The organism is Vibrio navarrensis, from assembly GCF_015767675.1.
GTDB lineage: Bacteria > Pseudomonadota > Gammaproteobacteria > Enterobacterales > Vibrionaceae > Vibrio.
In genome coordinates, this window is record NZ_CP065217.1 from 2,106,131 (window position 1) to 2,126,160 (window position 20,030).

23 protein-coding genes and 1 pseudogene are annotated in these 20,030 nt (G+C 47.5%); 18 read left to right on the plus strand and 6 right to left on the minus strand.

Annotation, left to right across the window (positions count from 1 at the left end; translation table 11 throughout):
• Window positions 1-28: 28 nt before the first annotated feature.
• The 9 genes from I3X05_RS10110 to I3X05_RS10150 all read left to right on the plus strand — a co-directional run bounded on the left by I3X05_RS10110 (window position 29) and on the right by I3X05_RS10150 (window position 5,964).
• Window positions 29-1,555, plus strand: coding sequence for a DNA cytosine methyltransferase (locus I3X05_RS10110; RefSeq protein ID WP_337970684.1), 1,527 nt, complete (start codon window positions 29-31; stop codon window positions 1,553-1,555).
• A gap of 11 nt (window positions 1,556-1,566) precedes the next feature.
• On the plus strand, window positions 1,567-1,809 hold the full coding sequence (locus I3X05_RS10115; protein WP_193157891.1) for a hypothetical protein: 243 nt from the start codon (window positions 1,567-1,569) through the stop codon (window positions 1,807-1,809).
• Between the two features lie 40 nt (window positions 1,810-1,849).
• Window positions 1,850-2,245 (plus strand): hypothetical protein, encoded by a 396-nt coding sequence (locus I3X05_RS10120; RefSeq protein ID WP_193157890.1) that lies wholly within the window; start codon window positions 1,850-1,852, stop codon window positions 2,243-2,245.
• Between the two features lie 33 nt (window positions 2,246-2,278).
• A complete protein-coding gene (locus tag I3X05_RS10125; RefSeq protein ID WP_337970685.1) occupies window positions 2,279-3,103 on the plus strand; it encodes a DUF2303 family protein in 825 nt (274 codons plus the stop codon).
• Between the two features lie 59 nt (window positions 3,104-3,162).
• Window positions 3,163-3,819 (plus strand): phage N-6-adenine-methyltransferase, encoded by a 657-nt coding sequence (locus I3X05_RS10130; protein WP_193157889.1) that lies wholly within the window; start codon window positions 3,163-3,165, stop codon window positions 3,817-3,819.
• On the plus strand, window positions 3,816-3,998 hold the full coding sequence (locus I3X05_RS10135) for a hypothetical protein (protein ID WP_193157888.1): 183 nt from the start codon (window positions 3,816-3,818) through the stop codon (window positions 3,996-3,998). The genes I3X05_RS10130 and I3X05_RS10135 overlap by 4 nt, the downstream gene beginning before the upstream one ends.
• Window positions 3,999-4,005: 7 nt before the next feature.
• Entirely contained in the window at window positions 4,006-4,200 is a 195-nt protein-coding gene (locus tag I3X05_RS10140; RefSeq protein ID WP_193157887.1) for a hypothetical protein, read from the plus strand.
• Window positions 4,201-4,300: 100 nt separating this feature from the next.
• Window positions 4,301-4,708 carry a translesion error-prone DNA polymerase V autoproteolytic subunit gene (gene umuD / locus I3X05_RS10145; RefSeq protein WP_039461217.1) on the plus strand — a complete coding sequence of 136 codons (408 nt, stop codon included), beginning with the start codon at window positions 4,301-4,303 and terminating at the stop codon, window positions 4,706-4,708.
• Window positions 4,708-5,964 (plus strand): Y-family DNA polymerase, encoded by a 1,257-nt coding sequence (locus I3X05_RS10150; RefSeq protein WP_337970686.1) that lies wholly within the window; start codon window positions 4,708-4,710, stop codon window positions 5,962-5,964. The genes umuD and I3X05_RS10150 overlap by 1 nt, the downstream gene beginning before the upstream one ends.
• A gap of 17 nt (window positions 5,965-5,981) precedes the next feature.
• Here the strand turns inward: I3X05_RS10150 and I3X05_RS10155 are convergent, their stop codons facing one another.
• Window positions 5,982-6,959: a hypothetical protein gene (locus tag I3X05_RS10155; RefSeq protein WP_193157821.1), complete on the minus strand. Its 978-nt coding sequence runs from the start codon at window positions 6,957-6,959 to the stop codon at window positions 5,982-5,984.
• 305 nt (window positions 6,960-7,264) lie between these two features.
• Between I3X05_RS10155 and I3X05_RS10160 the strand changes: the two genes are divergently transcribed.
• The 4 genes and pseudogenes from I3X05_RS10160 to I3X05_RS10175 form a co-directional block, all read left to right on the plus strand.
• A complete protein-coding gene (locus I3X05_RS10160) occupies window positions 7,265-7,633 on the plus strand; it encodes a hypothetical protein (protein ID WP_193157820.1) in 369 nt (122 codons plus the stop codon).
• A gap of 5 nt (window positions 7,634-7,638) precedes the next feature.
• The gene (xisR, locus tag I3X05_RS10165) at window positions 7,639-7,884 is read left to right on the plus strand and encodes an excisionase family protein (protein WP_193157819.1); all 246 of its coding nucleotides are present in this window, start codon (window positions 7,639-7,641) and stop codon (window positions 7,882-7,884) included.
• Entirely contained in the window at window positions 7,881-9,143 is a 1,263-nt protein-coding gene (locus tag I3X05_RS10170; protein ID WP_337970687.1) for a tyrosine-type recombinase/integrase, read from the plus strand. The genes xisR and I3X05_RS10170 overlap by 4 nt, the downstream gene beginning before the upstream one ends.
• Window positions 9,144-9,176: 33 nt before the next feature.
• A pseudogene (locus I3X05_RS10175) lies at window positions 9,177-9,254 on the plus strand (integrase); the annotation flags it as partial.
• A 65-nt stretch (window positions 9,255-9,319) separates the two neighbouring features.
• Here the strand turns inward: I3X05_RS10175 and rplT are convergent.
• The 5 genes from rplT to I3X05_RS10200 form a co-directional block, all read right to left on the minus strand.
• Window positions 9,320-9,673 (minus strand): 50S ribosomal protein L20, encoded by a 354-nt coding sequence (gene rplT, locus I3X05_RS10180; protein WP_004727974.1) that lies wholly within the window; start codon window positions 9,671-9,673, stop codon window positions 9,320-9,322.
• A 42-nt stretch (window positions 9,674-9,715) separates the two neighbouring features.
• Window positions 9,716-9,910, minus strand: a complete 195-nt coding sequence (gene rpmI / locus I3X05_RS10185; protein WP_045571902.1) for a 50S ribosomal protein L35 — start codon at window positions 9,908-9,910, stop codon at window positions 9,716-9,718.
• A 105-nt stretch (window positions 9,911-10,015) separates the two neighbouring features.
• The gene (gene infC, locus I3X05_RS10190; protein ID WP_082069785.1) at window positions 10,016-10,567 is read right to left on the minus strand and encodes a translation initiation factor IF-3; all 552 of its coding nucleotides are present in this window, start codon (window positions 10,565-10,567) and stop codon (window positions 10,016-10,018) included.
• A 3-nt stretch (window positions 10,568-10,570) separates the two neighbouring features.
• A complete protein-coding gene (thrS, locus tag I3X05_RS10195; RefSeq protein ID WP_039435471.1) occupies window positions 10,571-12,499 on the minus strand; it encodes a threonine--tRNA ligase in 1,929 nt (642 codons plus the stop codon).
• A gap of 206 nt (window positions 12,500-12,705) precedes the next feature.
• Window positions 12,706-13,449: a sporulation protein gene (locus I3X05_RS10200; RefSeq protein WP_045571904.1), complete on the minus strand. Its 744-nt coding sequence runs from the start codon at window positions 13,447-13,449 to the stop codon at window positions 12,706-12,708.
• Window positions 13,450-13,631: 182 nt separating this feature from the next.
• Here I3X05_RS10200 and hutC point away from each other — a divergent pair, with 182 nt between their 5' ends.
• From hutC to hutH, 5 genes are all read left to right on the plus strand, one after another.
• Window positions 13,632-14,339, plus strand: a complete 708-nt coding sequence (gene hutC / locus I3X05_RS10205) for a histidine utilization repressor (protein WP_039429420.1) — start codon at window positions 13,632-13,634, stop codon at window positions 14,337-14,339.
• A 119-nt stretch (window positions 14,340-14,458) separates the two neighbouring features.
• Window positions 14,459-15,676, plus strand: coding sequence for an imidazolonepropionase (gene hutI / locus I3X05_RS10210; protein ID WP_337970688.1), 1,218 nt, complete (start codon window positions 14,459-14,461; stop codon window positions 15,674-15,676).
• Window positions 15,676-16,677 (plus strand): formimidoylglutamase, encoded by a 1,002-nt coding sequence (hutG, locus tag I3X05_RS10215; RefSeq protein ID WP_337970689.1) that lies wholly within the window; start codon window positions 15,676-15,678, stop codon window positions 16,675-16,677. The genes hutI and hutG overlap by 1 nt, the downstream gene beginning before the upstream one ends.
• A gap of 100 nt (window positions 16,678-16,777) precedes the next feature.
• Entirely contained in the window at window positions 16,778-18,469 is a 1,692-nt protein-coding gene (gene hutU, locus I3X05_RS10220; RefSeq protein WP_337970690.1) for a urocanate hydratase, read from the plus strand.
• Between the two features lie 11 nt (window positions 18,470-18,480).
• A complete protein-coding gene (hutH, locus tag I3X05_RS10225) occupies window positions 18,481-20,016 on the plus strand; it encodes a histidine ammonia-lyase (protein ID WP_337970691.1) in 1,536 nt (511 codons plus the stop codon).
• Window positions 20,017-20,030: the final 14 nt, after the last annotated feature.

The following is a 20,030-nucleotide window of genomic DNA, read 5'->3' on the forward strand; positions in this document are numbered from 1 at the left end:
TAGCCCCTGAGAATCAAGGTAACGACCAATGATATTTCCCAATGAAATAGTAGTAGATAACTTTGCGGGCGGTGGCGGTGCATCAACTGGAATAGAACTTGGCTTAAATCGTCATGTTGATATCGCTATTAATCATGATCCAGAAGCAATCGACATGCACAGAATGAACCATCCAGAAACTAAGCACTATTGTGAATCAGTTTGGGATGTTGACCCGATTGAAGCTTGCGCTGGCCGTCCAGTTGGTTTGGCTTGGTTCTCGCCTGACTGTAAGCATTTTTCAAAAGCGAAGGGAGATCGTCCAGTAAGTAAGAATATTCGAGGGCTTGCATGGGTAGCGGTGAAATGGGCTCTTAAGGTGCCCGTTCGTATTCTGATGTTAGAAAACGTTGAAGAGTTTATGACGTGGGGTCCGCTAGTAAACGTAAACGGTAAATTTCGCCCTTGCCCAACGAGAAAGGGGGAAACGTTTGATGCATTTGTAAAGGTATTGACCACCGGGCTATCAACTTACCACCCCGCATGGAGTGAAATGTGCGAGGCGATAGGCATTGAAGATGATATCGACGCAAAGAGAAAGCTACGGGATGGCCTCGGCTATAAGCTTGACTACCGAGTATTGAGTGCGTGTGATTACGGCGCGCCAACCATTCGTAAGCGCTTTTTCTTGGTCGCGAGAAATGACAACAAGCCGATTATCTGGCCATCACCAACGCACGGACCAAAAGGGTCTGGTTTAACACCCTATGTAACAGCGGCAGACATTATTGATTGGTCAATCCCCGTCAAATCCATCTTTGGCCGAGCAAAGCCGCTTGCTGAAAAGACAATGGAACGAATTGCCAAAGGGCTGGAAAAATTCGTTTTCGGCGCGGATAAGCCCTACGTTGTCGAAAGCGGGAGCTGTGCATTTATCGCTAAGCACTATACGGGAGTAACAGGCTCAGATTTAAGAAGCCCATTAGCGACCGTAACAACCACCGATCACAATGCTCTTGTGATGGCATTCATGACCAAATTCCGAATGGGTAGCGTTGGCTATGATATTGAAACGCCTGTCCATACCATTACCTCTGGCGGAGAACAGAAGAGACCGGGAACCGCCAATACTCAAGCGCTGGTAACGAGCCATATGGTCAAGTTGCGCGGCACAAACATCGGTCACGGAACCGACGAACCTGTACACACGATTTCCGCCGGCGGTTTTCATCTCGGAGAGGTTCGCGCTTTTCTTCTCAAATACTACGGCACCAGTTTCGGCGAAGATCTTCAAACCCCTATTGGTACAGTCACCACAAAAGACCGATTCGGCCTTGTTACCGTTAGAGGAGAGCAATACCAAATTGTCGATATTGGTATGCGTATGCTCGAACCGCATGAGCTGTTTGCTGCGCAAGGATTCCCTGCCAATTACAAAATCACTCATAACTCTGTAGGTAAGAAAATCACAAAAGCAAGCCAAGTAGCGCGTTGCGGCAATGCCGTGTGCCCACCAGTAGCACAAGCACTTGTTGAGGCCAACATAGCCAAAGAATCAATTTCTAAAGCAGCATAAGGTAACGACCAATGAAAAAGCACATTTCATTTATTGCTTACGGCCCCGTAAGCATAGATCCACGCGATGGCGAGACCGAAGCCACCGCAAAAATCGAAGACGTTCTCGGTAACTTCACTGCAGAGGAAATCGCTGAACACGTTAACACCGAAGAATTGCTAAGTGAGATTGGCAAAGACAAGGTGATTGAATGGCTACTCACCCAAATGGGGACTGATGAGCTGATTAGTCTATTGATGCTTAAAGCTGCATAGATCGACATAAAGATATAGCTAACTAAACGAGGGCATTGACATGTCAAAAACAGAAGCAGGAAACCTCAGTATTGAGGACCGCACCACCAACTTTCCAAAACTCATGCAAGAACTTGACGGCGGCGTTATCTCCAATGTTATTGGATTGGCTCTCTCGAATGTAGCTCGCGCAGTCTCATACAGCGATAAACAGGGCAGCGTAAAGATTGATCTAAAACTAAAGCCAATGGGCACAAACAATGAAATGGTCGAGATCACCGCCAACATGTCGGTTAAAGAACCTAAAGCTGGCTTTGGAACCAAAAACGAAGACTTTCAATACACTTCAATCGCTTTCGTTGGCAAGGGCGGAAAACTCACTTACGACCGCCCTAAAGAAGATATCCGCGGGCAACTAATTATCGACGATTCTAAACAGTTGCGCGAAGTACGTTAATTCATTCACCAATCACATTTGAGAGAAACAGCTATGAGTATGGACAAATCTGCTATTCAACAAATTCAAGAATCCGGCAGTGCCAAAGATTTTCTAAACCAGCTGGTAAATACTGGTTTCCCTGTCGCAGCACTGCCAAGTTCGTTCGATTTACACGATCTGGAATCATACATGCCACACCGCAATATGTTTCGCGGTGTTATGGAAACGAGCCATATTGATGAATTTGTACGTTACCACGAAGAGTATCAAACCGAAGGTATTCAGTGTTTCATCAGCACAGAACGTATGTCAGCCACAACAATTTTTGATATCGGTACGATAATGAAGCCAGGCCACTGTAGACATAAGGCTAAACTCGCACTTCGGCAAACGGCATCATATCGAGCCCTTTTAGAGATCAACGGCGAGCGCCTAAATCAGAAGAAACTCTCGGATTGGATTGAAGACTACAGCACATCCATTCAAGTATTCTCCACCACAGGTGAGTTAATCGAGAACTCCATAGCCTCTGCTGCAGTACGCAATATGAAATTTGAATCCAAAGCGGGCCGAGAATCGAACGTGGATGATTTTAGTCATCAACAATCAGAATACGAATCGATAGCCGTGCGCACCAAAGAAGAATTTCCAATGCCAGCAGTTTTCAAATTCACCTGCCAACCATATCTCGGACTTTCAGAGAGAGAGTTCGAGCTGCGAATGAGCACCATTGGAAACGAAATTCTAGTACTACGAATCAAGCGACTCGAACAGCACGAGGAAGAAATGAGCGAAGAGTTTAAAGACAACTTAGGAAGAGGATTTATCTCCGAAAACATCGAGATCAACACTTTTATCGGCACATTCACTTCTTAACCGCTTATCTTCACTTTTTCTTTAAGCCCTCACACGAGGGCTTTTTAAGGTAACGACCAATGAACCACTACGCACAAAAGCTGCTAGAAACACAGCAGCAACCGAGCCATAAACTGAAAGAAATCGGCGACCAATGGCAGACACCAAAAGCCATTGCTTGGGGGCTATTTAGCACCTTCAACGCTCGTCTTGGCTCCATCGTCATCGATATATTTGCCGATGATTGCAATACCCTACTTCCAAGCTACTACACCGCTGCTGACAATGCCTTAACCAAAAATCTAGCGGAGGACCTACGCAAGATCGGCGGCAGTGCAGCTTATGGCAACCCGCCATACTCAAGAGCGAGTTTTGATGACGAGAATAACGCCATCACAGGCATGGAGCACATCATTGAATGGTGTCGAAATCAGCGTGATGAAGGCGCAAAAATTCTCTTGCTCATCAAAGCGGCCACCTCTGAAACATGGTGGCCAGAGGATGCAGATTTCATCCAGTTCATCAAAGGCCGCGTTGGCTTTGAAGCACCGGACTGGTTTGTACCTGCCACGCCCAAAGACAAGCCAAGCTCTGCAGGCTTCCCTTCCGCAGTCGTCATCTTCGATAAATCGTGGGCATGGGAACGCCGACCAACTGAGCGACTAAATCGAGATGACCTTATCGCCCAAGGTAAAGTCATTTTAAACATGATGGCAAAACAGAAGGAGGCAGCATGAAGATACGAATGCTTCCAAAAAGCAAAGCCGCCGATGCTGCAGAAATTAGCTTTAAGCGGAATCTAATTTTCGAACACGACGGCAAAGCTTACTTCGTCAAATCACTTAGCAAAATCGGCACTGGGCAAGATTCAAGGTTAGTCGCTGAGTTAGAACCTGCCTTCAACCCCATTCATTGAGGTACCCATGGGAAACATTGTAAAACTTACCGATATTGGCGAGAACGAAACGCTGATTGATTATGCGGTTCGCAAAGAGGCAGAATGCAACGAACTCCGTGACCGCATTGCGATCCTACGTGAAACCATCGGCCAAGCCTGCATAATGGAAGACAGTGAACAAATCACCGAAATACTCTCCGGTGCGCTAGTGTCTGTTTGATAGCAAACGATGCTTTTTAACTCGCTTGGGCTTTAGCGTATTGCCTTTTTCCGTATCTCATATCAAAATAACACTGTATAAATAAACAGTGTTATTATCTATGAAAGTTATCCCTATTTACGCGAGTGCCGGCATTACTGGCTTTGAAAGCCCTGCGGCTGAGTACAAGAAGCTTGCAATAGATTTAGATGAATTGCTCATTGAGCACCCGAGCGCAACCTTTCTAGGGCAAGCAAAGGGCGACTCGATGCAAGGCGTTGGGATCTTTGATGGGGATTTGTTGATTGTTGATCGGCATGTGCAAGCTTCAGATCAAGACATCATTGTTGCTAATTACAACGGTGAATTTGTCTGTAAGATCCTCGATATTCGTCGCCGTTTGTTACTTTCAGCCAATGAACATTTACAGCCTGTTCCTATCCATGAGTTTGATTCTTTTTCAATTGAAGGTGTGGTGATTCGCTCGATTCGCTGCCACCGCCCTAGCCCGTTGTTGTGTGGTGAATAATGTTCGCGCTTGTCGATGCTAACTCGTTTTACTGCAGTGCAGAGCAAGTCTTTCGGCCTGAATGGCGGGGTAAGCCGGTGATTGTTTTGTCGAATAACGATGGCTGTATCGTTGCCGCAAACCGACAAGCAAAGGAAGCCGGCATCGAGAAGTTTAAGCCCTATTTTCAAGTTCGCGCCTTGTGTGAACAGCGAGGGGTGATTGCCCTTTCTTCTAACTACGAGCTGTATGCCGATCTGTCAGAAAAAATGATGCAAGTGATCGGTCGATTCGCACCAGAGCAGCATGTTTACTCTATCGATGAAACTTTTCTTTCTTTTGAACGTTGTTTAGCTGCGATCGGCGATTTTCGTCAGCACGGCACTTTGATTCGTCGAGCGGTTTGGAAAGAGTGCCGTTTACCGGTTTGTGTTGGCATGGGCCCGACCCTTACGTTAGCTAAGCTTGCCAACCACGCGGCGAAAAAAATACCCGGTTACTCCGGTGTTTGTGTGCTCGATAATGAAGCCGAGCGCCTAAAAGTCTTAGCAAAAACGCCTGTTTCAGACGTATGGGGAGTTGGCCGTAAACTCTCTTCCCATTTCAAACTAATGGGTATCAATACCGCGCTTGATCTCGCCAAAAAGCCTGCGCCGTTAATGCGCAAAAATTTTAATGTTGAAGTCGAACGGACCATTCGAGAGCTGAACGGTCAACGCTGTAAAGATTGGGATGTGGCTAGGGCTGATAAGAAACAGATTTTTTCTACACGCAGCGCAGGCCAGCGGATCACCGATGTTGAATCACTGCGCCAGGCATTGTGCCTGCATGCGGGGATAGCCTCACGCAAAGCGAGAAAACAAAGTTCGCTATGCCGTGTGATGTTAGTGTTTGCCTCGAACTCTCCATTTGATGAAAAACCGGTGAGTTTTAAAGCCATACATCGCTTTGCTTACCCTACATCTGACGTTACTCAGATCACTTCTGCGGCGTCCCGTTTAGCCAATGAAGTGTTTCATGAGGGGGTTCGCTTCTACAAATTTGGGGTTGGTTTGCTCGATTTGCAAGACGGCCGACATGAGCAAAAAGACCTTTTCAACCCATGTCCGAACGATGAAAAATTGATGGCCGTATTTGACAGCTTAAATCAACGTTATGGGGATGGCGCTGCTTTTCTAGCAGCGCAAGGCATAGGGAGTAAATGGGAAATGCGGCGTGAAATGCTCACGCCACAATACACGACCCGTTGGCGAGATCTGCCTAAGGTAAGGTGTTGAGCCTCAAATACATATCGCTAAGGCTTAATAAACTCATATTTCTTACCTTGCGTGTATATCGCAGGGACAACAACATTAGTCATTCGATATGAGAATGTTTTTACGCATGTTGCACATTTCCAATCTTCTGGGTTTTGTACTGTTTGATAACCTGTATGCGGAAATGATGGCAGGTAGAAATAAAAGCCCTTTGGTAATTTAGCTGTAACGTCTTTTAGGTATTGCTCGTACCCCTCTACCCCGCTATACCCTTTTATTTTATTGTCGTAGAAAAGGTAAAGTGAACCAGGACCCATCGCAGGAGTATTCCAAGCTGTGACATACTGAGACTCAGCATCAATTAAATTCGTCTTGCCAAATTTCATACCATTCAGGTTTTCATAATCATCGCTAACCAGTCCGAAACTGACTGTTTTATCTTCACCAATGACATAACTGGTTCGCCCATAAATCTTTCCTCCAAACGTAGCTGTCCGTTCTTCCTCAAGAACTACTTTGGAAAGGACATTTCCTTTTTCTCGGAGCGTTTCTAATACAGCATCTTCGATAAGCTTATTCGCAGCCATATTTGCTTCAATACCATCTTTATATGGAGCGGCATCAACCGAAATGACCCAGCCAGCTCTTGAAGCAATATGGTCAGATGTTACTAGCTTCTCCAATGAACCACCTGAAAAATGAATTGCTGATGCCATCAAATTTCCGGTTGTAAGAGCTATAATCGATGCTAAATAGGCACCGTTCCCACGCTGATTCTTAAGAGATGTCTTCAGAGACTCAATCTCTTCTTCAGTGAAATCTTTAAGCGGACTTTGATAGGTTTCGAGACCCCACGTAAATGGTTGTCTCAAATATGACTGGTTAGCGATATTTAGTGCAAAGCTATTTTGGTCACTGAAAGGTACTGGTTTAACTTCAGTTTCTGACGTAACACTTGAGGAGGAGCAGCCTGAAAGCATTATCCCCAATATAACCAGAAAACTAAAACGCTTCATATTACGAATTCCTTTTTATTAACTTTTACAGAGAGTTATAGCAAGCTTTAAGCGCTATCAATTGAATAGATAATCTATCATATCAAGCAAAGTCACATAACTAGCCTAAATGCAATTTATTGAATTATATCAAAATATGAAAATTAGATATCACAAGTTTGGGATAGAATTCCAACGATAAATGCAATCATACAAAGCCGATATTCGGAAGCTTTAACAGGTTTTAAACAGAATGAGGGTCCATGAGCCCCTATCTTACCTAGCTTTTACCGCTACATTGCATACGAGATAAAGGAGTCATCTCAATGCAATGTAGCCGCTGCGACCAATCCGCCATTGTTTCCAACCCAAAGCCTCTTTGCGAAGGCTGCGCACTAGACACGGCTTTGGGGCTGCTCGCCGCTTGTAGACTCAGCGAGCAATCTATTAAAGCACTCATTCAATCTGGCTTTGCTATGCCTGTCATAACCGAACGTCACTATTCCGCGACCGATCTTGCTAAGGAGTTTGGCATATCGGCGCAGAAGATAGGCAAGTTGGCGAATGCGAACAACCTAAAGCAAGCGCCATTCGGTCAATGGCGGTTAACCAAAGCCGCTAACAACCCCAAACAGATCGACTCCTTCTTTTATAACGAGGAAGGACGAGACCAAATCAAGCAACTATTAAGGTAACGACCATGCCACAAAAAGAAACCACTAATGTAGAACCTATTTTCATTGCACCAAATGAATGGGTTGAAGATACTCTACTTTCAAAAATAACCGGAATGACTGAAGGGCAAATTAAAAATTATCGTCAGTATCGTTGGGTTGAAGGCATACACTTTAAACGAGCTTCTTCATGCAATTCCAGTAGAGGTAGTACTTATAAATACAACCGTATCGCAATTGACCAATTTTCTTCACAAGAGAAGGTGGCATGATGAAGCTTCCAGAAGGCGTTGAAGTACGCGGAAACTCGATTCGTATCCGCTTTACTTACAAAGAAATCCGATGTGGTGAAACGCTGAAGGGCTGGGAAGTTACTAAGAGTAACATTAAAAAAGCTGGGCAATTGCGAGCCGTTATTCTATCGGAAATCAATGACGGCACATTTAATTACATTCGCAGATTTCCAAACTCAAAAAAAGCAAAAGAACTGTCCTCCCCTAGCACCCTAGTATCAGAAATGACCGTACAGCAGCTACTAGATACATATTACGAATTCAAAGTAAAAAAACTCTCATCCCAGACTCAATACGTAATAAAAGGGACCATTGAACGCTGTAAAATGTTACTAGAAAACACAAAAGTAAAGGATTTCAACCACATACATGCATTGGAGTTTCAGAAGTTTCTAGTAGAGAAACCGACTATTCGTGGTAAAGCACGAAGCCCAAAGACAACAAACAACCACACTAAGCTTATGCGAAGAGCATTCGATTTAGCCGTCAAATCTAAATTTATTGACTCCAATCCATTCGCAGATCTTCAACTTGTTAGAAACAAGCCATCTGAACCTGACCCGTTAGAGCGAGATGAGTTTGAAAAATTACTTAAAGCAACACCTAATGAACGATGGGCAAACATGTTTACCGTCGCAGTTTACACTGGTCTACGAACCGGGGAACTATGTGCCTTAGCGTGGGAGGACATTGATCTAGAAAAAGGCATCATCAACGTTAGGCGCAACATTGGAGTAAAAAGAGTATTTACAACCCCCAAAACTCACCGCTCGACTAGGACTGTACATTTGCTAAAGCCAGCCTTAGAGGCTCTACGCTCACAGATGAAATATACCTACTCGCTTACTGCGAAAGATATTGAAGTTGAGGTAAAGAATACCAGTGAAGTTCGTCGCGAATCTGTGAGATTTGTATTTGTTCCTATGAATTGTTTGCAGAAGACCGAACTAACCTACAAGACAACCACCTACAATCGTTTGTGGACTCGCAGGTTGAAGGCAGCGGGCATTCGCCACAGATGCTCCTACCAATCACGCCACACCTACGCATGTTGGTTGATAAGCAACAATGCAAACCTATCATTTATAGCAGAGCAAATGGGGCACGTAGGAACGTCTATGCTAGAAAGAGTATATGGCCGATTTATGAAGTCACATGCTAGCAATCAAATAGACATTTTGAATAAAGTAATTTCCAATTGGCCCACCAGTGCCCCATCAGAAAATTCTATCGAATAGAACACTTTAAAATCAGATAGTTATTGAGAGTGTATGAAAACGACGCAAATATATACTCACGTGCTCGACAGAGGCGCATCGGGCGTACTCAGCCCGCTATCTCGTTTGTAAATGAAGAAAAAGGATAAGAAAAAAGGAGAGCAAATGCTCTCCTTTTCTTAAACCCAAACTGCTAATTAAAGAGCAGCTTTCGCTTTTTCAACGAGAACAGCAAATGCTGCTTTGTCGAATACTGCGATGTCGGCCAGGATCTTACGATCGATCTCGATAGAAGCTTTCTTAAGACCGTTGATGAAACGGCTGTAAGATAGACCATTTTGACGAGATGCTGCGTTGATACGTGCAATCCATAGTTGACGGAATTGACGTTTCTTAGCGCGACGGTCACGGTAAGCGTATTGACCAGCTTTAGTAACTGCTTGGAAAGCTACGCGGTAAACACGAGAACGTGCACCGTAGTAACCTTTAGCTTGTTTCAGAACTTTCTTATGACGTGCACGAGCTTGTACACCACGTTTTACGCGAGGCATTATGCTTCTCCTAAACTAAACGAATTAAAAACTAAAAACAAATTAAGCGTATGGCAGACAACGAACGATACCCGCAACTTCACATTTAGGAAGAATTGCGTTTGGACGTAGTTGACGTTTGTTCTTAGTAGTACGCTTAGTCAGGATGTGACGTTTGGTAGCGTGTTTGAACTTAAAACCACCAGCAGTTTTCTTGAAACGCTTAGCAGCACCTTTGTTGGTTTTCATCTTAGGCATGATGAATAACTCCGCATTGTAGTAGTTTAATAAACAACGTAATTAGGGCGAATAAAAAACCGCCGCGTTAAACGGCGGGTATTTATTACTTGCAAAAGCCGTTAATTACTTCTTTTTAGGGGCCAACACCATGATCATCTGGCGACCTTCAATCTTCGTCGGGAAAGATTCCACAACAGCGATATCTACTGTGTCTTCTTTCAGACGATTCAGAACGTCAACACCGATCTCTTGGTGAGCCATCTCGCGGCCACGAAAGCGAATAGTTACTTTCACTTTGTTGCCTTCCTCAAGGAAACGCACCAGGTTGCGTAGTTTTACCTGGTAGTCTCCGATATCAGTTCCAGGACGGAATTTAAGTTCCTTGATCTGAATCTGTTTTTGCTTCTTCTTTTGCTCTTTAGTAGCTTTGCTCTTCTCAAAGAGGAACTTGCCATAGTCCATCACTCGACAGACTGGTGGCTCGGCGTTAGGGCTGATCTCTACGAGATCCATACCAGCTTCATCGGCTGCTGCTAATGCTTCTTGGATCGATACGATACCGACAGATTCACCGTCAGCGCCTGTTAAACGAACTTCACGAACGCCACGAATTTCACCGTTTAAACGGTGCTGGTTTTGTTTGACCGGAACTTGGCCACGTCTTCCGCCTTTAATAGTTTATTCCTCCAGATTGAGCTTACGGCTACTGATTTGGTCTTGGATGTAAGAAATGAAGTCATCCACCTTAAATTTACCTAAATCATTACCTTTACGAGTACGCACTGCGATTTCGCCAGCTTCCATTTCTTGGTCGCCGCAAACCAGCATAAATGGCACGCGCTTCAAAGTGTGTTCGCGGATTTTAAAGCCAATCTTTTCATTTCTCAAGTCCGCTTTTGCTCTAATTCCACATTTTTGTAGTTTTTGAGCAACTTCCTGAACATAATCAGCCTGTTTGTCAGTGATGTTCATAATCACTGCTTGCTCTGGCGCCAGCCAAGTTGGGAAGAAACCCGCGTATTCTTCGATCAAAATACCGATGAAACGCTCAAGTGAACCCAAAATCGCACGGTGAATCATAACCGGGATAAGGCGTTCGTTGTTTTCACCAACGTAAGTTGCACCAAGACGAGACGGCAGGTTGAAGTCGAGCTGCACGGTACCACATTGCCAAGCACGATCTAGGCAGTCATACAGCGTGAATTCGATTTTCGGGCCGTAAAACGCCCCTTCACCTTCTTGGATTTCGTATGGAATCTCCATCGACTCCAAAGCCAGTTTCAATGCTTCTTCTGACTGATCCCAAATTTCATCGCTACCAACACGTTGTTCTGGGCGAGTAGAGAGTTTCACGACGATGTTATCGAAACCAAAAGTTTGGTAAGTGTCATACACCATCTTGATACAGTTGGTCACTTCTTCTTGAATTTGACTTTCTGTACAGAAAATGTGCGCATCGTCTTGAGTAAAGCCACGAACACGCATAATGCCATGCAGTGCACCAGAAGGCTCGTTACGATGACAAGAGCCAAACTCCGCCATACGCAGTGGTAGATCGCGGTACGACTTCAAACCTTGGTTGAAGATCTGCACGTGACCCGGACAGTTCATCGGCTTAATCGCATACTCACGGTTTTCAGAAGAAGTCGTGAACATCGCGTCAGCGTATTTGTCCCAGTGACCAGAACGCTCCCACAATACACGGTCCATCATCAATGGGCCTTTCACTTCTTGATAGCCATATTCGTTTAGCTTGGCGCGAATGAACACTTCCAAGTCGCGGAAAATTGACCAGCCGTTGTGATGCCAGAACACCATGCCCGGTGCTTCTTGCTGCATGTGGAACAGATCAAGTTGCTTACCGATCTTACGGTGGTCACGTTTTGCCGCTTCTTCAAGGCGAGTCAGGTGGTCTTTCAGCGCTTTCTTGTCGTGGAAAGCCGTACCGTAGATACGTTGCAGCATCTTGTTGTCGCTGTTACCACGCCAGTACGCACCAGCCACATTCAACAAAGTGAAGTGTTGGCAAAAGCCCATATTAGGGACGTGCGGACCACGACACATGTCGATGTATTCTTCATGATGGTACAAACCGGGACGATCGTCACGAGAGACATTCTCGTCCAAAATTTCCATCTTGTAGGTTTCGCCGCGCGCTTCAAACGTATCACGCGCTTCCTGCCAACTGACTTTCTTCTTGATAACCTGATATTTGGTTTTCGCCAGATCTTTCATGCGAGCTTCGATCTTTTCTAGATCGTCTTGTGTTAACGACTCTTCAAGATCAATATCGTAGTAGAAGCCACTGTCGATGGTCGGACCGATCGCCATTTTCGCATTTGGATAAAGCTGCTTAAGCGCGTGCCCCAAAAGGTGCGCACAAGAGTGGCGCACAATCTCAAGACCATCCACTTCATCTTTTGTGGTGATGATTTCAAGACTGGCATCGCTTTCGATCAGATCGCACGCATCCACACGTTGACCGTTGACACGACCTGCAATGGTCGCTTTCGCAAGACCAGGACCGATCGATTGCGCAACTTCCATGGTAGAAACTGGGTTATCAAAATGACGCTGACTGCCGTCAGGAAGAGTAATAATTGGCATGTTTTTTCCTTTACAGTGGTGTTGCACACCAAGCAACACATGTTTTAAGAAATACGCTTTAGATTCATATTGGTATGAAAAACGCATTGCGAGTGTAATTGATTTGGTACGAATTTTGGTGCAATTACGGATGCACCAGCCTAGGTACTGAACCCGCATTCTAACCAATGAAACTGAAATCGCAATGAGTTTCTTGTTTGTGAAGCCTACAGATTCAACGTCGGCGCAAGCGCTTGAGCAATTTGCGCGGCGGACGCATCTAACGGCAGGGTAAAGGAACGATATTGATCGCCAGAAAAGCTCAATGAGCGATCAATTTCCGCCAAGCAATGGACTCGCTGCCCGTCCAAAATAAACGACAGTTCGATCTCTTTACTGCCGATAAAGCCGTTACTGCGAAACTCAAGCTCTTGATAGCAGCCGGAGCGAGAAGAAAAACTCTGTCCACGCAACTGCCCCTTTTCGACGTCCGCTTTCACCATAGTGAACCCCGCCTGAACAATAGCGTCGATGACCTTGCTCACTACGGGCAGTGGTTTTACTTCGATAAAATCTCGGTCACGGGGATCGATGGCAAAGCCAATATCCAATGTCGTTTCCAACCAAACATGGCACTGGTTTTTCAGTGCATTGACCGCGGTGATCGGGGTTTCGTCATGCAATTTCATCTCAAACGGCACTTGTTTTTCTTCATTCGCTTGAATTACGAATGGCTCAACGGCAGCCAATTTGTCCAGTGTGAACGTTTGGTAGCTGACACTCTCTTCGCTCTCTACTTTGACTTCGGTATTGAGCTTGATGATGATGGCGTCGATCTGCTGTTCCACATCGCCGCCCTTAATGTGAACGTAGCCTTTGAGTGTTTCACCTTGATACACACTCATTTGGTCGAGAATCGTATCCACCTTGGCTGAACCAATTCCCAATGACGCCTTAAGTTTTTTAAACATGAGATCCCTTTTTATGCTGATTTATTTGTACTTTGCCCCTGTTTACACAACCGCATAACGTGTCGCAAGTAAAATGGCGCAAAAGAATGGTAAGAATGTGTCACAGCACAAAATGGTCATCTTGAGTTGCTTTTTATGCCTCTTTTTTGCACTATTTGTATAGTCAATTAAAAGGAACCTTTATGTCATCGCCAATTTATATGCAAATCAAACAGTTTATTGTGCAGAAAATCGACAGCGGTGTGTGGCATATCGGCTTCAAAATTCCCACTGAGCTGGCACTGACAGAGCAATTTGGCGTCAGCCGCATGACGGTTAACAAAGCAATCCGCGATTTGGTCAATGAAGGACGACTGCAGCGTCGGCCACGTTTAGGCACTTTTGTCTGCGAGCCGACGGAAAAAGCCGAATCGCCGTTGCTGGATATTCGCAATATTGCCGAGGAAGTGAGTAATCGTGGCAAAGCGTACCGCAGCAAAGTGCTTCGCCAACAAGCTTTGAAAGCGGACGATACAATTGCGACCAAATTGGGCGTAATGCTAGGCACGCAAGTGTTTTACAGTGAGATCATCCACTACGAAGACAAAGAGCCGATCCAACTTGAGCTGCGCTGGGTCAATAGCAGCTATGCGCCCAATTACTTGCAGCAGGATTTCACACAGATAACGCCGAACCAGTATTTATCGGAAAGCTGCCCGCTGAGCGCGATGGAACACACGGTAGAGGCGATCATTCCCGATGCGCGCGTACGTCAAGAACTCAATATGAAAGTGAGCGAACCTTGTTTGCTGCTCAACCGACGCACATGGAGCGACGACCGACTCGTCAGTACTGCCCTGCTCTATCACCCTGGTAACCGCTACAAGCTAAGTTCCAAGATTCTGCTTTGATCGCCACCTTGCCACTTCGACTTGATCACATTTTTGCAACATCCAACTTGTCATAAATACTTTTTTAACCTATTTATTTGTATATACATTTAATGCATACAATTAATCAGGATGACATCATGGATCTGCTGCTCACCAATGCTCGCCTCGTCACCATGCTTGACGGAGATACGGGTTACCATCCGACTGACCCGCTCACCATTGGTATTCAAGATGGGTTGATCGCGTATGTGGGTGCGGACACCACTGAGCTCCATGCAAGCCAACGTATCAATCTGGAAAGCCGTCTTGTCACTCCCGGCCTGATTGACTGCCACACCCATCTTGTATACGCCGGAAATCGCGCGAATGAATTTGAGATGCGCCTAAACGGGGTGCCATATCAGCAGATCGCCCAGCAAGGCGGCGGAATCCTTTCTACGGTACAAGCCACACGTTTGGCGAGCATCGACACCTTGATTGAGCAAAGTCTACCAAGATTGGATGGGCTGCTTGCCAGCGGTGTCACATCCGTAGAAGTAAAATCGGGCTATGGGCTGACCTTGGCTGAAGAGATCAAAATGCTGCGAGCCGCGAAGGAGTTACAACGTCACCGAAAAATTAAGGTCACGACGACTCTCTTGGCCGCGCACGCCCTTCCTCCCGAATACGCTGGCAGAGCGGATGAGTATATCGAGTTCATTTGCCAAGAGATCATTCCAACGGTTGCACAAGAGCAACTGGCTTCGAGTGTGGATGTGTTTTGTGAGTCGATCGGCTTTAACCTCGCGCAAACGGAGAAGGTGTTTCGCTGCGCCCTTGAGCATGGTCTGCACATCAAAGGCCACACCGAACAGTTATCTAACCTTGGTGGTAGTGCATTAACTGCCAAGTACCAAGGGCTGTCCGCCGATCATATTGAATACCTAGATGAAGCAGGCGTTGTCGCGTTAGCCGCTTCATCCACAGTCGCCACACTGCTGCCCGGCGCTTTCTATTTCTTACGTGAACAGCAACAGCCGCCGATTGATCTCTTGCGCCAGCATCAAGTACCCATGGCAATTGCCACCGACGTCAACCCAGGCACTTCCCCTTTTGCCGATTTGACCTTGATGATGAACATGGCGTGCACGCTGTTCAGACTCACGCCACAAGAGGCGCTGCGCGGCGTCACTCAACATGCGGCGCAAGCGCTAGGCTATCAAGGAAAACGTGGGCAAATCGGTCTTGGTTTGGAAGCCGATCTGGCGATTTGGGATATCGAGCACCCCGCTGATCTAAGTTATCAAGTCGGTGCAAAACGCCTGCATGCCCGCGTGGTTGATGGCGATTACCAACAGCACAAAGGAGTGTTGTGATGAAAAGTCCGCTTAATCTCACCAACGAGTTTCCTTGGCAAGGCCGACACGATGCCGAGGATGGTGCGCTGGGTAAACGCGTCCATCATGTCATTCGTCATGTCGATTATGCTGCCATCGACCCGCTTTCACGTGCCGTTGCCCTGCTGGGTTTCGCCTGCGATGCGGGTGTGGCGCGTAACAAGGGTCGTATCGGGGCGAAAAAATCCCCCGATTTGATCCGCCGTGCGTTAGCCAATCTGGCTTGGCACAGCGATGCGCCGCTCTACGACCTCGGCACTGTGGTGTGTGAGGATGACCAACTCGAAAGCAGTCAGCAGCAATGTGCAGAGGTTATCAGTCAAGCGCTCGCCCACTGCCCGGTCATTATCCTAGGCGGCGGACATGAAGTCGCGTGGGCTTCATTCCAAGGCTTAGCGGGTTATCTGCAAAATCATCAGCCGCAGAGTAAGCCCAAAATTGGCATCATCAACTTCGACGCACATTTCGACCTGCGCGCGTTTCACAGCCAACAGGCTGAAGTTAAGCCAAGCTCAGGCACACCATTTAATCAGATCCAGCACTTTTGCCAGCAGTCGGGATGGGATTTCCATTACGCGTGCCTTGGGGTAAGCCGTGCGAGCAATACCAAAGCGCTCTTTGAACGCGCGGATCAACTCAATGTTTGGTATGTGGAAGATAAAGATCTCGGGGTACTCAATCTCGACTATCACCTGACAGAACTGCAGCACTTCATCGATGGTTGTGATTACCTCTACTTAACCATCGACCTCGATGTTTTCCCGGCAGCAACCGCACCGGGCGTCAGTGCGCCAGCCGCCAGAGGCGTGAGCTATGACTACTTGGCTCCGTTTCTTGAACGCATTCTCAGCCATTATCCCAAGCTGATGCTGGCAGACATCGCGGAATACAACCCAACCTATGATATAGACAGCCAAACCGCCCGTTTGGCCGCCAGATTGTGCTGGGACATCGCCAACGCAATGAATAACAAGTTTTAGACCGAACTCGGCCTGAACAGCGCCAGCGTTCAGGCGACTTAAAACAACTATCAGGTCGGCCAATGAGCCTGCCAATTCGTGAAATTAAAGGAGTCTTCACATGACACAAAGACACGATCCTCGCCTTGACACCAGCAGAACCATTCGCGCCCCACACGGTACGACTCTGCGTGCCAAATCCTGGCTCACTGAAGCGCCACTTCGCATGCTGATGAACAACCTCGACCCTGATGTGGCCGAGCACCCACACGCACTGGTGGTCTATGGCGGCATTGGCCGAGCCGCTCGTAACTGGGAATGTTTCGATAAAATTGTTGAAGTGCTGGAGCGCTTGGAAGAAGACCAAACGCTGGTGGTGCAATCGGGTAAGCCTGTGGGCGTTTTCCCCACCCACAAAAACGCACCACGCGTTCTGATTGCCAACTCAAACTTGGTGCCACATTGGGCTAACTGGGAGCACTTCAACGAGCTCGATAAAAAAGGTTTGATGATGTACGGCCAGATGACGGCCGGCAGTTGGATTTACATCGGCTCACAAGGCATAGTGCAAGGCACCTACGAAACGTTTGTTGCCGTGGCGAAGAAGCATTTTTCAGGTGATGCCAAAGGGCGCTGGGTTCTAACTGGTGGCCTTGGTGGCATGGGAGGCGCGCAGCCTCTGGCAGCGACAATGGCTGGCTTTTCTATGATTGCGGTTGAGTGTGACGAATCACGCATCGACTACCGCCTACGCACTGGTTACGTAGACAAAAAAGCCACGTCGCTTGACGAAGCCTTGGCGATGATCAAAGAAACCGATAAACCGATTTCGGTTGGCTTGCTGGGTAACGCCGCCGACCTCTTCGCTGAGCTGGTTGAGCGCAACATCACCCCAGATGTGGTCACCGACCAAACTTCGGCGCACGATCCGCTTAACGGTTATCTTCCGCAAGGTTGGAGCATGGCACACGCCGCCGAAATGCGTCTGCAAGATGAAGCTGCGGTTGTCAAAGCAGCAAAACAGTCGATGGCGGTTCAAGTCCGCGCCATGCTCGATCTGCAAGCTCGCGGCGCTGCGACGCTCGACTACGGCAATAACATTCGTCAAATGGCGTTGGAAGAAGGGGTAGAAAACGCCTTTGATTTTCCGGGCTTTGTACCCGCGTATATTCGTCCGCTTTTCTGTGAAGGAATTGGTCCATTCCGCTGGGCGGCCCTTTCTGGTGATCCGGAAGATATTTACAAAACCGATCAAAAAGTCAAAGAACTGATCCCAGATAACCCTCATCTGCACAACTGGCTCGACATGGCACGTGAGCGCATTCAGTTCCAAGGCTTACCAGCACGGATCTGCTGGGTCGGCTTGAAAGATCGCGAACGTTTGGGTCAAGCGTTCAACGAAATGGTTAAAAATGGTGAATTAAAAGCACCGATTGTGATTGGTCGCGACCATCTCGACTCGGGTTCTGTCGCCAGTCCGAACCGTGAAACAGAAGGCATGATGGATGGATCAGACGCGGTTTCTGATTGGCCACTGCTCAATGCCCTGCTGAACACTGCGGGCGGCGCGACTTGGGTTTCGCTGCATCACGGTGGCGGCGTGGGAATGGGCTTCTCACAACACTCCGGTATGGTGATCTGCTGTGATGGTAGCGATGATGCGTCTGCGCGTATTGCTCGCGTGCTGCACAATGACCCAGCCACTGGTGTGATGCGCCATGCCGATGCCGGTTACGACATCGCCAAAAAATGTGCTGCCGAGCAAGGGCTTGATCTGCCCATGCTTAACGAAGAATTGCGCAAGTTGAAGTAAGGAAAATCGACATGTTTAATTTTACGCTTAACCCAGGCCACTTGAGCCTCAATGAACTGCGCAAAGTAAGCCGCTCCCCTCTCAAATTGTCCTTGGATACATCGGCGATTCCAGCGATTGAGGAAAGCACTCGAGTGGTGGATCGTGTTATTGCGGAAAATCGCACCGTTTACGGCATCAACACTGGTTTTGGTTTACTGGCCAATACGCGTATCGCGCCAGAAGATCTTGAGACACTGCAACGCAGCATTGTGCTTTCGCATGCTGCGGGGATCGGTCAGTTGATGGCGGATGAAACCGTCCGTTTGATGATGGTTTTGAAAATCAACAGCTTGGCTCGCGGCTTCTCCGGCATTCGTTTGAAAGTGATCAACATGCTGATCGATCTGGTGAATGCCAAAGTCTACCCTTGCGTGCCACAAAAAGGCTCGGTTGGCGCTTCTGGCGATCTCGCGCCACTGGCCCACATGAGCACGGTTTTGCTCGGTGAAGGTCAAGCGCGTCATAACGGCGAAATCATTTCAGGGCTGGAAGCGTTGAAAATCGCCGGGCTTGAGCCAATTACGCTGGCACCAAAAGAGGGCTTGGCGCTTTTGAACGGCACACAGGCGTCTACCGCCTTTGCACTGGAAGGTCTGTTTATTGCGGAAGACCTATTTGCCTCGGCCACCGTGTGCGGCGCCATGTCGGTGGAAGCAGCGCTGGGCAGCCGTCGTCCGTTTGACCCGCGCATTCACCGCGTTCGGGGTCATCGCAGCCAAATGGATTCCGCAACGGCGTATCGTCACTTGCTGGAGAACAACAGCGAAATTGGCGATTCCCACAGCAACTGCGAAAAGGTGCAAGACCCGTACTCGCTGCGTTGCCAGCCACAAGTGATGGGTGCGTGTTTGCAACAGATCCGCAACTCAGCCGAGATATTGCTGGTTGAAGCGAACTCTGTATCGGATAACCCGCTGGTGTTTGCCGAAGACAATGACATCATCTCTGGTGGGAACTTCCACGCAGAACCGGTGGCAATGGCCGCGGATAACCTCGCCTTAGCGATTGCTGAGATCGGCAGTCTGTCAGAGCGGCGTATGGCACTGCTGATCGACAGCGCGTTGTCGAAACTGCCTCCTTTCTTGGTAGATAACGGCGGCGTGAATTCAGGTTTTATGATCGCTCAGGTCACTTCAGCCGCGCTGGCCAGTGAGAACAAAACCTTGGCCCATCCTGCGTCTGTCGACAGTTTACCGACTTCGGCAAATCAGGAAGATCATGTGTCGATGGCAACCTTTGCGGGGCGCAGACTGCGTGAAATGGGCGAAAATACGCGCGGCATTCTTGCGGTTGAGTATCTCTCCGCTGCACAAGGGTTGGATTTCCGTGCGCCGCACAAATCCTCACCACGTATTGAGCAAGCCAAACAGATGTTGCGTGAAAAAGTCGCTTTCTACGATAAAGACCGCTACTTTGCGCCAGATATCGAAAAAGCCAATGCGTTACTCGCACTGGCGGTACACAACCAACTGATGCCTGAAGCGCTATTACCGAGCGTCATCTAAGCGAAAAAAGCCGA